Source organism: uncultured Sneathiella sp., from assembly GCF_963973085.1.
Taxonomy (GTDB): domain Bacteria; phylum Pseudomonadota; class Alphaproteobacteria; order Sneathiellales; family Sneathiellaceae; genus Sneathiella.
Genome location: NZ_CAXAXA010000001.1, coordinates 575,502 through 588,626 on the forward strand (window position 1 = coordinate 575,502; position 13,125 = coordinate 588,626).

General features: G+C 56.3%; 12 protein-coding genes. All 12 read right to left on the bottom strand.

Features of this window, described 5'->3' with window-relative positions; all coding sequences use genetic code 11:
* Window positions 1-92 precede the first annotated feature (92 nt).
* A complete protein-coding gene (locus tag AACZ19_RS02715; protein ID WP_339630883.1) occupies window positions 93-935 on the bottom strand; it encodes a sugar phosphate isomerase/epimerase family protein in 843 nt (280 codons plus the stop codon).
* Window positions 932-2,092: a dihydrodipicolinate synthase family protein gene (locus AACZ19_RS02720; RefSeq protein WP_339630885.1), complete on the bottom strand. Its 1,161-nt coding sequence runs from the start codon at window positions 2,090-2,092 to the stop codon at window positions 932-934. Before AACZ19_RS02720 ends, AACZ19_RS02715 begins: the two co-directional genes overlap by 4 nt.
* Window positions 2,093-2,096: 4 nt before the next feature.
* Complete coding sequence (locus AACZ19_RS02725; RefSeq protein ID WP_339630887.1) at window positions 2,097-3,245, bottom strand: Gfo/Idh/MocA family oxidoreductase; 1,149 nt, start codon at window positions 3,243-3,245, stop codon at window positions 2,097-2,099.
* Between the two features lie 58 nt (window positions 3,246-3,303).
* A complete protein-coding gene (locus AACZ19_RS02730; protein WP_339630889.1) occupies window positions 3,304-4,362 on the bottom strand; it encodes a dihydrodipicolinate synthase family protein in 1,059 nt (352 codons plus the stop codon).
* On the bottom strand, window positions 4,352-5,041 hold the full coding sequence (locus tag AACZ19_RS02735) for a TetR/AcrR family transcriptional regulator (RefSeq protein ID WP_339630891.1): 690 nt from the start codon (window positions 5,039-5,041) through the stop codon (window positions 4,352-4,354). The genes AACZ19_RS02730 and AACZ19_RS02735 overlap by 11 nt, the downstream gene beginning before the upstream one ends.
* A 6-nt stretch (window positions 5,042-5,047) precedes the next feature.
* Window positions 5,048-6,073: an NAD-dependent epimerase/dehydratase family protein gene (locus AACZ19_RS02740; RefSeq protein ID WP_339630893.1), complete on the bottom strand. Its 1,026-nt coding sequence runs from the start codon at window positions 6,071-6,073 to the stop codon at window positions 5,048-5,050.
* Window positions 6,070-7,524 carry a hypothetical protein gene (locus tag AACZ19_RS02745; protein WP_339630895.1) on the bottom strand — a complete coding sequence of 485 codons (1,455 nt, stop codon included), beginning with the start codon at window positions 7,522-7,524 and terminating at the stop codon, window positions 6,070-6,072. Before AACZ19_RS02745 ends, AACZ19_RS02740 begins: the two co-directional genes overlap by 4 nt.
* A complete protein-coding gene (locus tag AACZ19_RS02750) occupies window positions 7,521-8,351 on the bottom strand; it encodes a sugar phosphate isomerase/epimerase family protein (protein ID WP_339630897.1) in 831 nt (276 codons plus the stop codon). Before AACZ19_RS02750 ends, AACZ19_RS02745 begins: the two co-directional genes overlap by 4 nt.
* Before the next feature lie 6 nt (window positions 8,352-8,357).
* On the bottom strand, window positions 8,358-8,876 hold the full coding sequence (locus AACZ19_RS02755) for a tripartite tricarboxylate transporter TctB family protein (RefSeq protein WP_339630899.1): 519 nt from the start codon (window positions 8,874-8,876) through the stop codon (window positions 8,358-8,360).
* The gene (locus AACZ19_RS02760) at window positions 8,873-10,390 is read right to left on the bottom strand and encodes a tripartite tricarboxylate transporter permease (RefSeq protein ID WP_339630901.1); all 1,518 of its coding nucleotides are present in this window, start codon (window positions 10,388-10,390) and stop codon (window positions 8,873-8,875) included. The genes AACZ19_RS02755 and AACZ19_RS02760 overlap by 4 nt, the downstream gene beginning before the upstream one ends.
* 101 nt (window positions 10,391-10,491) lie before the next feature.
* The gene (locus AACZ19_RS02765; protein ID WP_339630903.1) at window positions 10,492-11,493 is read right to left on the bottom strand and encodes a tripartite tricarboxylate transporter substrate binding protein; all 1,002 of its coding nucleotides are present in this window, start codon (window positions 11,491-11,493) and stop codon (window positions 10,492-10,494) included.
* A 236-nt stretch (window positions 11,494-11,729) separates the two neighbouring features.
* Window positions 11,730-13,085: a biotin carboxylase N-terminal domain-containing protein gene (locus AACZ19_RS02770; RefSeq protein ID WP_339630905.1), complete on the bottom strand. Its 1,356-nt coding sequence runs from the start codon at window positions 13,083-13,085 to the stop codon at window positions 11,730-11,732.
* Window positions 13,086-13,125 lie beyond the last annotated feature (40 nt).

Consider the following 13,125-nt stretch of genomic DNA (forward strand, 5'->3'; position numbering starts at 1 on the left):
ATTCTTTATTTAAAAATTGAATTGATTCTCATTGAGTTTCCCGCATATGCCGGCGGGTACGCGACTGACCCGGAATAGGGTTCATCGCAAGATCAGACAACGGTCAGGGAGCGTTCCTTGCAGACCCCAACGACCTCGTCCGGATCACGTTTCCACCAATCGAGTTCAGAGAAAATCTCTACCTCATGAAATCCGTCATACCCCGCTGCCTCGACCCAGCCGCGCAGCAGGGGAATATCGATCACGCCGTCGCCCATCATCCCCCGGTCCATGAGCAAATCACGCGTCGGCACCAGCCAGTCACACACATGAAACGCCAGCAGCCGTTCCTTCCCCGCGCGCTGGATCTGGCTTTGCAATTCGGTATCCCACCAGACATGATAGACATCGACCGCAACGCCGATCCCCTCCCCTGCACGGTCACAGATATCAAGGGCGTGACGCATTGTATTCACACAGGCGCGATCCGCCACATACATGGGATGCAGCGGTTCAATGGCCATCTTCACCCCGGCAGCGCGCGCTTCGGGCAGAAGCGTATTGATCGCCTCCTCCACCATGGCATGGGCGCCAGCAAGGTCCTTCGATCCCGCCGGCAGTCCGCCAACGACCAGCACAAGACATTGCGCCTGCAGGTTCGCTGCCTCCTCTATGGCGCGGCGGTTGTCGTCGAGCATGGCAAGTTTGCCGACCTCATCTGTCCAGGGAAACATACCCCCGCGGCAGACACCGGTCACGGTCAGTTCCGCGTCCCGGATGGCCTTTGCCGCCTTGGCAAGCCCCATTTCCGCGATCTGATCCCGCCAGGGGGAAATACCGCCCACACCGGCGCGCGCATAACCATCAATGGCCTGCGACAGGTTCCACTGTGCCCGCGTCGTGGCTGTATTGATAGACAAGCGGGAATGATCCGTTATCGGGCGAGGCTTGCTCATTGCGCGACCCCTCGCACATTCATGACGGCGGCACATCGCGCTGCGGCTTCCTCCGGATCAGCGAACAATCCGGCCTTGTCGGCCAGACGGAAAAGCTCCGCCAGATGTTGGGTAGATCGCGCGCTTTCCTGACCGCCAACCATGGTGAAATGATCCTGATGACCATTGAGATAGGCCATAAAAACAACCCCGGTCTTGTAGAAATTCGTCGGCGCCTTGAAGATATGGCGCGAGAGCGGAACCGTCGGCGCGAACAGGCGGTCATATTCCGCTGTCTCTTCCGCCGCAAGATGATCCAGTGCCGCCGCCGCGACCGGCGCAATCACATCGAAAATACCAAGCAGCGCATGGCTGTATCCCTGATCATCGCCCTTGATCAGGGCCGGATAGTTAAAATCATCGCCGGTATACATGCTGACCCCTTCGGGCAGCAGACGACGCATCTTGATTTCCTTCTGATCGTCGAGGAGGGAGATTTTAATCCCCTCCACCTTAGCGGCATTATTTTCGAGAATGCCAAGGCAGCTATCCATGGCTGTATCGAGATTTTCCGATCCCCAATATCCCTTCAAGGCCGGATCGAACATATCGCCGAGCCAGTGAATGAGCACCGGCTCCCGCACCTGGGAGAGCAGGCGGTCATAGACCTTTGCATAATCCTCCGGTCCTTTTGCCACCTTGGTCAGCGCTCGGCTCGCCATCAGGACGAGCTTGCCGCCGAGCTTTTCAATGGCCTCGATCTGAGTTTCATAGGCCGCGATCACCTCATCGAGGGACTTGGCATCCGCCGGATCGAGATGATCCGTCCCGCAGCCGCAAGCGATTTTATCCGCCGGCCCGGCTGCCTCCAGTGCATGGCGGATCAACTCAAGGCTTTCCGCCCAATGCAGGCCACCGCCGCGCTGCGCCGTGTCCATGGCCTCGGCAACCCCGAACCCCAGATCCCAGAGATGCCGCCGATAGGCGATTGTCCGGTCCCAGTCGATCGCCGGCTTGAGCCATGGATCGTTATCCGCTAAGGGGTCCGCAACCACATGGGCGGCCGCATAGGCAATGCGGTTGCGTGTACCGGAAGCCTTTGGCTGCTCCACCGGCGTACCGGTCAGGCTGTAATGTTCGGTCTTCCTCTCGGCTGTGGGCAGGATCAGGCTGGTCATCGGCTTATTTCCCTAATTCCGGAACGTCGATAAAGCGTTTCTCATCCCAACTCTTGAGCGCGAGTTCCGCAAACTGAACCCCCTTGCAGGCTTCCATCAGGGTCCAGCGGAACGGTGTGTCCAGAACAACATGGCGTAAAAACAGCTCCCATTGTGCCTTGAAGGCGTTGTTGAACGGCTCCCTCTCCGGGATCAGCTGCCAGTCATCGAAGAAATTCATTTTTTGCTTCTCATCGGGGTTCCAGACCGGCTTCGGCGTCGTCTCCCGCGACTGGATGCGACAGTCGGTCAGGCCAGCGACAGCAGAGCCATGCGTGCCGTTCACATGGAAGGTCACCAGATCATCGCGACGGACTCTCGTGCACCAGCTACAGGCAATCTGGACAACTGCACCGTTTTTCAGCTCGACAATCGCATAGGCCGCATCATCGGCGGTGGCATCATACCGATCGCCATTTTCATCCCAGCGCTCCGGGATATGGATGGCCCCGCGACAGACAACCGAACTGACATCGCCGAACAGATTGTCAATGACATAGCGCCAGTGGCACATCATATCGAGGATTACCCCGCCGCCGTCTTCCTTGCGGTAGTTCCAGGAGGGGCGCTGCGCCGGTGTCCAGTCGCCTTCAAACACCCAGTAACCGAAATCAATTCGGACATCGAGAATCCGGCCAAGGGCACCATTGTCGATGGCCTGTTTCAGCTTAAGCAAACCTGGCAACCAAAGCTTGTCTTGCACTGCACCGTTTTTCACTCCGGCCGCTTCTGCCGTGCGCGCAAGATCGAGCGCCACGTCGAGGCTTTCCGCAATTGGCTTTTCGCAATAGACATGCTTGCCCGCCGCGATGGCTTTTTTCAGAAGCTCCGCCCGCATTTGCGTGGAACCTGCATCGAAAAAAATCGTATCGTCGGGATTGGCCAAAGCTTCATCGAGATTGTCCGTCCAGCGTTCAACGCCATACTCTTTTGCCAGATGTTCCACCTTCGCTGCATTCCGGCCGACCAGAATGGGATCCGGCATCAGCCGGTCACCGTTCGGTAGTGGCATGCCCTTTTCGGCACGAATGGCCAGAATGGAGCGGATCAGATGCTGGTTCATCCCCATTCTGCCCGTGACCCCATGCATGATGATACCGATCCTGCGTTCCATTCAAATATTCCTTTCAGTCAAATCCGTTGTGTTTCGTTTTTCGAAACAAAATTAGGCGTCAGCCCGCCAGCCATCTGTCGAGATTCTGCCGGACAAAATCATCGTCGTTCAGTTCAGGGTATGACTTGTAAACCCGGTCAATTTCCGCAAGCTGCCCCGGCCCCAGATCTTCGGCGGGATCAAGGCACCAGATACCTTCCAGAAGCCCTTGCCGCCGCAATACTTCATGCAGCCCGGCAATCACGCCCCGATAATCATTTGCGGCATCAAAAAAGGCCCCATTACTGTCAGTTACTGCGGCATCACGGGTCCACCATGTGACGGGTATAGTCTCCTGTCCCCGCAGGGCAGAAATTTCCTCGACAAGTTCAACAGCCTTGCGGGTCCAGACGGACCAGTGACCGAGCAACCCGCCGACGATATTGATGGTATCGGGCTGGCCATTAATCTCGACCGGAAAGGGTGTCAGAAGGTCGCCGACGATATGGTCATCATTGCCGGTATAGAGCGTAATGCGGTCTTTCGCACCGGCGTCCGCAACCCCCCGCACCACATCGAGGGTCTTGTAGCGATTAAAGGGCGCGAGCTTGATCCCGACAACATTCTCGATCTCCGCAAACTGCTTCCAGAATGCGTAAGGCAGATTCCGTCCTCCGACGGCATGCTGCAGGTAGAAACCCACCACCGGCATGACATCGGCAACTTTTTGGCAATGCGTGACAAGTTCATCAACGCTGGCGTCATTCAGCGCGGCCAGACCCAGAAGAACCGCATGATAACCGAGCGATTTCGCAATCTTTGCCTCGCTTAGCGCCTGATCCGTCTTGCCGACAACGCCCGCAACCATAAAAGGCGTCCGCTCGACCCAGCTTTCCGCTTCCTCCGCCGCGAGCCTCAGGACCGGCTCATACAGCCCGACGTCCCGAATGGCGAATTGCGTCGTATGCACCCCGACCGCAATCCCCGCCGAACCGGCATCCAGATAATAACGGCTGAGCGCCCGCTGCCGCCGGGGATCGAGCTTTCTCTCACTGTTAAGCGCAAGCGGCTGCGCCGGGATCACGCCGCCGCGCCGAAACACCGACAGCGTTTCTTTTGGAATATCATCAATTCTCATTTGATTTTTTCCTTGATTTATCAACTGTGACCGACGGCTGCGAAACAGGGTGGCAGAGGTATCCGAGGATGACGTCAACGACATGCTGCCGCCGTTTTTTAAGTTCCTCTTTTGACGAAAGATCGCGGCCGAAAATTTCCGAGAGCGTATGCAGGTTGGAAAAGTAGAGATAGGACACCCCGGCAATCGAGATATAGAGCTCGACCGGGTCGACATCGGGACGAAATTGGCCTGCGGTCTCTCCGCGTTTGAGCAGTTTCGAGATGGTATTGACCAGCGGCATATTGAGGGTCATGACGGAATCACTGGATTTTGCATGTACGGCACCATGCAGGTTTTCCTCGTTCAGGATCGCAATGAATTCCGGATGTTTGGCAAACCATTCAAAGCTGAAAGTACAGAGCTCCGTCATCGCATCAAGCGGATCGCGCCCCGCCAGATCAAGACTCTCCTCAGCACTCCGGATATCCAGATATATTTTCTCAAGTACTGCTTGAAAAAGCCCGTCCTTGCTGTTGAAATAATGGAATAACATGCGTTTGCTCACGCCTGCGGCGCGCGCAATATCATCGGTACGTGCTCCTTCAATCCCCTTATTCGTAAACTCAACCATTGCCGCGTCCAGAATCTGTTTGCGGGTACGTTCAGGGTTACGGGTACGTGGTGTGTGGGTTCCCATGGCGGATCAGTAGTTCCCGTCGCTGACTTCGAAATGCGTCGGCTTGCCAAGGCTTGTTTGCCCGCGCGCGACCCAGTCCGCCGTCCAGTCAATCAGCTTGGCCAGCGGGACAGTGGGATAGCCGAACAAATGCTGCTGCTCGTTGGTATTGACCAACCAGGCCGTTTGGCCCTCCTCACCCTCGAACAGGGCAGGCTTATCGAATTTGCGGGCGAACAGTTCCGCAACGGAGCGGATGCTCGTTACTTCCGGACCTGAAACATTGATCGGCGTCATGGGTGTCTCGGCATGAGCGAGGCACCGCAAGGCACAGGCATTGGCATCCCCTTGCCAGATCACATTCACATGCCCCATGGCGAGGGAGACCGGCTCCCCATTGAGCACAGCCTGGGCTACATCATGAAGCACGCCATATCGCATATCGATGGCATAGGAAAGCCGGAACAGCCGGCCGGGTGTATTATGTTTTTCCGAAAAATACTGGAAGATCCGCTCCCGTCCGACGCAGGAGTTTGCATACTCGCCCTGCGGCGTCGGCAAGACATCCTCGGTCGCACCCTGATGGCGAATATCCACGAACGGATAGACGCAAGCAGTGGAGAAAGCAACGATGCGACTGGTCGTGAAATGACTGGCGACCAGTGCCGGGACATGGCTGTTCATCGCCCATGTCAGCGGTTCATTCCCGCTCGCGCCGAACTTCATGCCCGCCATGAAGATCACATTCTCCGTTACCTCCAACTTCCGCACGGCCGCTTCGTCGAGCAAGTCGCAGGCAACGGTTTCAACGCCTGCATCCTCAAGGTCCTGACGAACCGTTTCGTCAGAAAAGCGGGCCACGCCGATTATTCTGCGATCCGGGTCCACCCGCTTCGCCATCCGCGCCAGCGACGGTCCCATCTTGCCGCCGATACCGAGGATCGTGATTGCCCCGGGAGCTTTGGCAAGATCTTCTGCCAGCCCGGGAACAGGCCGGGTCATGAAGTCCTCAAGCTCTGTCACATTTTCAAATCGCTCGGGCATAACTGTCATGGTTTTGTCTCCAACATCGTAAAGCTCCAGTCCTCTTCCGGTATACCGTCATCTAGGTCAGGATGATCACGAACCCCCAGACCCGGCACCTGCAGCGACCGTACGTCCAGGAATCCCTCCTTGATCCAGAGGGCGCCGGTGTCTCCGTGACTGACATACAAGCCCGCGTGATGATCAAGCGCTGCGTTGCGTTCAGCCTCCGGCAGATGCGAAAGACCACTGAAATAATGATGGCCGTTCCGCTCGACATGCGGGATACCCAACGTCGCAACAACGGCAAGATCAGCCTGCAATGGCACCACAGCCAGATTTGTCAAATCCTCCGCCGAGAGGAAATACTGCTTTCTGCCAATCGCATTATTTCGCACCGCCGCGAGCCCCGTGTTGATCAGGGACCGATAGACGCCCTTACAATTCTTGTGGCTCACGCCGTCATAGCCAAGGGCGATGGCATCGAAGAACGCCTCGGCCCAGCCATCTGCCTCATCAATAAGCAACGGCTTGCCGATGGCGGCCATCGCTTCAACGGGGAGCGCCGAGGCCATCGCCACATCCCGGTGCAGCGGCTGTTCGATAAAGAGGACTGAATCCCAGAGATCTTTGAGCGCGGGCGTCGACTTGATCCTTTCCACCAGCGCAACGAAATCTTCAAGATTTTTATATTGCTCGTTCCCGTCGAAGGTCATCTCGATCGGGCGGCCAGTCGCCGCAACTACCGCTGCAATCTGGCTTAGCCTGTCAATATCCTCTTCGATCTGCCCACCGACCTTCACCTTCAGATAATCAACCTTATCGACGGCAAGATATTCTTCCAGCGTCACCGGAAAGCCGTCATTTGGCGCATCCGCCTCCTTGTCGGCGGCGGAGATAGGATCGACCAGCCCGACAGTATGCCGTAGCGCGATCTGCTCAAGCGGTTGTTTCGGAAGCGCACCAAGAACATCGGCGTAACTCACTTCCGGCAGCAAGGCCGCCGGGTCGATCCCGAGAGAGTTATCGCGCACCATCTGATCGAATGTCTGGCCCGTCCGCCGCCCGATCGCATCAATAACAGCGCGCTCCATCATCGAGCTTGCGAAAGAAGCACCGAGCCGGTTAAAGCCACGGGCAAGCGATTTCGCCTCAATCTCTTCACGGGTAGAGAACCACAGATCAAATGGCGTGCCATACCCCGCCCCAGCATAAACGGCGCGGGCATCGCGCATCGCCTGAAGCAGGTCGGCCACGTTATCCGCTGGCGTTTTCTCCGGCGATTTGTCAAACCATTTATAGGCAAGGAAATCACTGGCCACGCCTGTCGCCCGCGCGCCATTTTCAAATTCAATCTCGACCTGCAGGATGCCAACCGGCGCGGCCTCCATCGTCACAACGCCGAAGCGAAACGGAAGACGGGTGAAAGCGTTTCGGACAACAACCCGGCTGTTGATAACGCGCAGTTTCGGCGCACTCATTTCAGATTCTCCAATATCCCGTGAATATATCCGGCGGCGACGGCCGCCGTCGTTACACCATCGGGTTCATACACAAACGGTTCCACAGCGACGATTCCGTTATAGCCAACATCTTTCAGGGCCTGAAAGATCGGTGTGAATTTATTCTCCCCTTGCCCCGGTGCCCGCTGGTTCGTGTCATTGACCTGAATATGGGCAACCCGACCGGTTGGCAGCCACTGACGAATAAGCGCATCAATGGGTTGCTCCTCGGTCAGACCCGCCGATGCCGTATCAATCATCGTCTTGAAGGCGGAAGAATCAATCGAATCGACAATCACGGCCGCCTCATCCACCGTGTTGACGAAATCCGTCTGGTTCCGGCTTAAGGGCTCAAGGCAATAGGTGACGCCTGCGGCCCTTGCCCAGCTGGCAATCCGTTCAAGGCACTCTGTCGCATTCTCCTGCGCCGCTTCCGGTGTTTCTGCCTGTGAAAGCAACCGCTGTTTAGGGGATCCATGGACCAGAACCGAGCCGCCCATCCCTGCGCATAACTCTATCAAATGCTGCAACAAAGAGAGGGTCTTCCCTCTCAGTTCCTTGTCATCAGTTGTCAGCGACAATCCCGCCGGCGCCACCAGGAGCCAATGCAGACCGGTGATCTCGATTCCATGATCTGCGGCAATCCGACGATGTTCGGCCGCATCGGCGTCAGTAATGGAAAACGGATCATCGGAGATCGTAAAGGGCGCAACCTCCAGCCCCTTATATCCCAAGGCAGCGGCAATCCTGCATTGGTCCGGAAACGGATAGTCCCGCAATACTTCATTGCACAGGCTTAGTAACATTCTGTATCAGCCTCCCGGCAGACGGACGAAAAACAAGTCCTGAAAAACATAATTGATGACGAGGCCGGCGACGACGGCGAGCACGAGCGCTGTCAGCAATCTCACCGGAGCGGGTAGCCTGCCATATTTCATCGCTTCCGTTGCGACGACGAAGACGAAAATAAATATCGGCGTCGCAAGCCAGAACGGCACATGTGGAAACAGCAGGATTGCATATGCTAATGTAATGGCGATGGTTATGGCCGTTCGCTTTACCATGGCAGAGCCCAGCCAGCCAACTGCCTGTTCTTTATTCAGGCTCATTTTATAACCGCCACGTTTTATCGAACGGATCAAGATAAACAAACCCGCAAGCGTCAGGAACAGCCCGAGGAACCCGGGAACAATACCCGGCACGGTATAGGCGTTGACATTCAGGTTCTCAAGTCGGGGCAAGCGAAGGCTTTCGACCAAGACCCCGACACCAAAGAGCGTCAGGACAATCGATGAAATGAAATCAGCCTTGTTCATGGAAGGTGAACTCATGGAGCACCCCCTTCTATTTTCCGCTTGAAAATACGACCGACGAACTGCCGGATCGATGGCATTGTCAGCAAGATAAACAGAAGGGCCGAAATCCACAGCACCATGCTGACCGGCCGGTTGAAAAATTGGGTCAGGTCCCCATCAGACAGGACCAATCCCCGCCGCAGGCTCTTGTCCAGAATATCCCCGAGCACAATCCCGAGAATAAGCGGCGCCATCGGATACTTAAGCTCGCGCAGGATGAAGCCGAAAACGCCGAAGAACAGCATTACCCAGACATCGAATGTCCGGCTCGCAATCGCAAAGGCGCCGACCGTACACAGAACGAAGATAATCGGCATCAAGCGTTCCCGCGTCACTTTCAGGACAAGCACCAATGGCCTCGTCAGGAGCAGTCCGAAAATCCCCATGGCGATGGTTGCAAGGAAAACCATGGCAACAACAGAGTAAACAAACCCTGGTGATTCAATCATGATCAGCGGGCCGGGGCGTATTCCGTGGATAATCATCGCCGCAAGCAGGACAGCCGCCGGCGCGGAACCCGGAACTGCCAGCGTCAATACCGGAATAAGGGCGCCGGGGACGGCGGCATTGTTCCCGGTTTCTGCCGCCAACAATCCTTCGACAGATCCTTTACCGAATTCTTCCTTGTTCTTGGATGATTGCCGCGCCGCAGCGTAGGAGGCCCATGACCCCATATCCTCCCCGACACCCGGGATCAAGCCCATCAGGGTACCGATGAGGCCGGAGCGGAGCGCAGTGAATTTATACTTATATGATTCTCGGATACCGCTCCAAATGCTGTCGGTTTTAGCCCGCACCGCTTCATAGGCTTCGTGGCGCATAACGGTGAGGATTTCCGCAAGGCCGAACGCGCCGACCATCGCGGGCAGCAACCCAATGCCGCCAGAAAGATCCGTCGATCCATAGGAAAATCGCGGGACCGCATAAATGCCTTCCTGGCCGATTGTTGCGATAAACAAGCCCAGAAAGCCCGCGATCCAGCCCTTGATCGGGTCATCAAGCGAGGTTAATTGACCGGAAATGAGGACGCCGAAAACCGCGAGCCAGAAAAATTCAAAAGCGCCGAATGACAAGGCAAATTCTGCGAGGATCGGCGCAATAACGGCAAGGGCGACCATGCCCACCATGCCCCCGAAAACAGAGCCGGTCGTTGCGATGGCCATGGCGGTGCCCGCCTTACCGGCCCGGGCGAGCGGGAAACCGTCCAGCGCCGTTGCCGCATTTGCCGGTGTTCCCGGAATGTTGAGCAGGATGGCGCTCCGGCTACCTCCGTAAATCGCGCCGACATACATACAGATCAGGATCAGGATTGCCTGATCGGCTTCCATCTTGAATGTCAGGGTGGTGAGGAGCGCAACGCCAAGCGTCGCAGTCAGCCCCGGCAACATGCCAACGACAATGCCGAGCAACGTCGCCCAGACCACATCAATGGCAGACCAACTCGTAAGAATCGCGGCCACAGAGTTGGCAAATGAAATCAAGCCGTCCATGAATTAACTTTCCTGATCCCTGTCCCGACAGCAGTAATCGGGCAAAAGATGGCGTACCCTTGACGCGTTGTGCGTCAAGGGCGCTGTGGCAGGTTCTAGCGTTATGGGCGCGTGAAACCGTATTTTGTCGGATCATTCTCCGTCTTGCCACCGTCAAACAGCAGGAAGACGTTCTGGGTCAGCGCCGGCTTGATCGCTTCCTGAGCCGCCTCACCTGAGGACGGATCGAGGATCGCACCCCGGTTGGCTGCATATTCTGCCAGTGCCTGAGAATTGGCAATTTTGTCTGCCCAAATGGCGTTCATGGTTTCAATAACATTCGCCGGAACGTCCTTCGGGGTCCAGATGCCAAAATAGTTGTTGGCCGTTTTGATGTCTGGAATCCACTGCTTGATCGACGGAATTTCGCCGTAGCCTTCAATAACCAGCGGTTTGTCTGCCAGCACAGCAAGTGGCTTCAGACGGCCCGCACGGATCATTTCGGCCTGCTCGGAAGCTAGCTGCGTCGTGACTTTGGTTTCGCCGGATACAGTCGAGAGAACGGCCGGCTTGCCGCCATCGTAGCTGACATGCCGGTATTTACCGCCGGCCGTCTGGGCGATCGATTCCATCGCATTATGGCCACCGGAAGTAACACCGGCCGTTGCCACCGTCACGCTGTCGGGATCGTTCTTCATCGCGGCGAGCACATCACCGAAATCATTGTACCCCGCGTCCGGGTTAGCGCCAACGACCGCAACATTGGCGATATGCAAATACATCTGCCAGTCCGTTGCCGGAACGTCGAGCATGCCGAGAACCTGATAGGCACCCGCGTCAATCGCAGCGCCCGCTGCCCATGTCAGGCCGTCATGCTCCGCTTGCCAGGCATTGGTCGTGCCGACCGACCCCGCAGCGCCCGGCTGGTTGACGATCACAACTGTCTGGCCGAGTGCATCTTCAAGCTCGCCTGCGAGAACGCGCGTCACGCTGTCAGTGGAGCCACCCGCCGACCATGGAACAATAATTGTAACCGGCTTTTCAGGCTTCCAGGAATAGTCTTCTGCCTTGGCTGGCACGGCGAACAGGGCCAGCGCGGCAAGTGTTGTTAAGATGAGTTTCATTATTATATCTCCCTGAAGGAATAAGTAACCTGCTGGATACTTAAGGGGAAGATATGGACAATACAGGCGCTTTGTCAAGAACCCTTTTTTCCCAACATTATGGTATTGTAATATATAAATAACGACGTCCGGGCTTGTCTCAGAAGGCTAAGGATAAAGGCACATAGCGCGGCATCCGGCGCGAATCGCCGCCCAAGATCCAAGTCAATCTCTCAAGGTTATTGGGAGAAATCCTCCTACTTGGAGAGCTTATCTATATAATTTGTGGTAATCCGGACATTCTCGAAATCCGGGTCCGACAGAACCTCAAGCAGGAACTCACGGTTATTGCCAAGACCCTCGATTCTGGTCTCCATAAGGGCCTCGCGCATTCTTTCTATGGCGGCCGCTCGGTCCTTGCCGGAGGCAATGACTTTCGCGATCATCGGATCATAGTAAGGTGTGATCTTGTCCCCCTGCGTGACCCCGGTATCAATCCGCAATCCTTCGGAATTTGGCGGAAATTTGAGAACTTCAAGGGTTCCCGGCGAGGGCATGAATTTTTTCTCTGGCCGCTCCGCATAGATACGGCATTCGATTGCATGGCCGGACAGCGTGATATCCTCCTGTCTGGCAGAGGTGTATTGGCCGGTGGCCGCCTCGATCTGACAGCGCACCAGATCGGCACCTGTCACCATCTCTGTGACGGCATGCTCAACCTGAATGCGGGTATTCATCTCGAGGAAGTAGAAGTCTTCCCGGTCACAATCATAGATAAATTCAACTGTTCCCGCGCCGAGATACGACTGATGCCGGACCAGAACCAGCGCCGCTTCCTGCATCCGCTCGCGAATCCCTTCCGGCAATGCGGGCGCAGGTGCCTCTTCAATGATTTTCTGGAACCGCCGTTGAATGGTGCAGTCGCGATCAAAAAGATGAATCCCCTCCCCGTTGCCAAAGCCGAACACCTGTATTTCGACATGACGGGCATTGGCCACATATCTTTCCAGAAAAATCGAAGAATCACCAAAAGTCCGTTCGGCCAGCTTTTGCGTCGTCTCTATTTGCGCCGCCAGCTTTTCCGGAGAGTTGACCGCGCGCATCCCAATACCGCCGCCGCCTGCCGCCGCCTTTACCAGCAGCGGATATCCGATCGTTTCCGCAATTTTCGATGGGTCTCCGTCATCACCGGGACGGAACCGGCCGCTGCCCGGCAGGACCGGGACATCCAGACTGATCGCGAGTTCCCGCGCACGCTCCTTATCACCCATGGCGTCAATCGTTTCGGGCGCCGGGCCAATCCAGATATGCCCTGCGTCCTGCACCGCGCGTGCAAATCCTGCATTTTCCGAGAGCAGGCCATATCCGGGATGAACCGCATTTGCGCCGCTCTTCGTCATGACGTTCAGGATCGCCTTGATATCGAGATAACTCTCGCTCACCGGAGCCGGGCCAATTTCATACGCCTCATCCGCTATCCGGACGTGAAGCGCTTCCTTATCCGCTTCGGAATGAACGGCGACCGTCGGAATTCCCATTTCCTGACAGCTCCGGATGATACGGCAGGCAATCTCGCCGCGATTGGCAATCAACAATTTCTCAACGGATTTCATAATCTTCTTTCACTTATTTTTGCTTTTTTCAGGAAACTGA

Excerpts from the sequence above, each read along its gene's own strand:
- AACZ19_RS02750 (WP_339630897.1), bottom strand. The coding sequence starts at position 8,351 with ATGTTACTAAGCCTGTGCAATGAAGTATTGCGGGACTATCCGTTTCCG.
- AACZ19_RS02725 (WP_339630887.1), bottom strand. The coding sequence starts at position 3,245 with ATGGAACGCAGGATCGGTATCATCATGCATGGGGTCACGGGCAGAATG.
- AACZ19_RS02765 (WP_339630903.1), bottom strand. The coding sequence starts at position 11,493 with ATGAAACTCATCTTAACAACACTTGCCGCGCTGGCCCTGTTCGCCGTG.
- AACZ19_RS02745 (WP_339630895.1), bottom strand. The coding sequence starts at position 7,524 with ATGAGTGCGCCGAAACTGCGCGTTATCAACAGCCGGGTTGTTGTCCGA.
- AACZ19_RS02760 (WP_339630901.1), bottom strand. The coding sequence starts at position 10,390 with ATGGACGGCTTGATTTCATTTGCCAACTCTGTGGCCGCGATTCTTACG.
- AACZ19_RS02755 (WP_339630899.1), bottom strand. The coding sequence starts at position 8,876 with ATGAGTTCACCTTCCATGAACAAGGCTGATTTCATTTCATCGATTGTC.
- AACZ19_RS02740 (WP_339630893.1), bottom strand. The coding sequence starts at position 6,073 with ATGACAGTTATGCCCGAGCGATTTGAAAATGTGACAGAGCTTGAGGAC.
- AACZ19_RS02715 (WP_339630883.1), bottom strand. The coding sequence starts at position 935 with ATGAGCAAGCCTCGCCCGATAACGGATCATTCCCGCTTGTCTATCAAT.
- AACZ19_RS02735 (WP_339630891.1), bottom strand. The coding sequence starts at position 5,041 with ATGGGAACCCACACACCACGTACCCGTAACCCTGAACGTACCCGCAAA.
- AACZ19_RS02720 (WP_339630885.1), bottom strand. The coding sequence starts at position 2,092 with ATGACCAGCCTGATCCTGCCCACAGCCGAGAGGAAGACCGAACATTAC.
- AACZ19_RS02730 (WP_339630889.1), bottom strand. The coding sequence starts at position 4,362 with ATGAGAATTGATGATATTCCAAAAGAAACGCTGTCGGTGTTTCGGCGC.
- AACZ19_RS02770 (WP_339630905.1), bottom strand. The coding sequence starts at position 13,085 with ATGAAATCCGTTGAGAAATTGTTGATTGCCAATCGCGGCGAGATTGCC.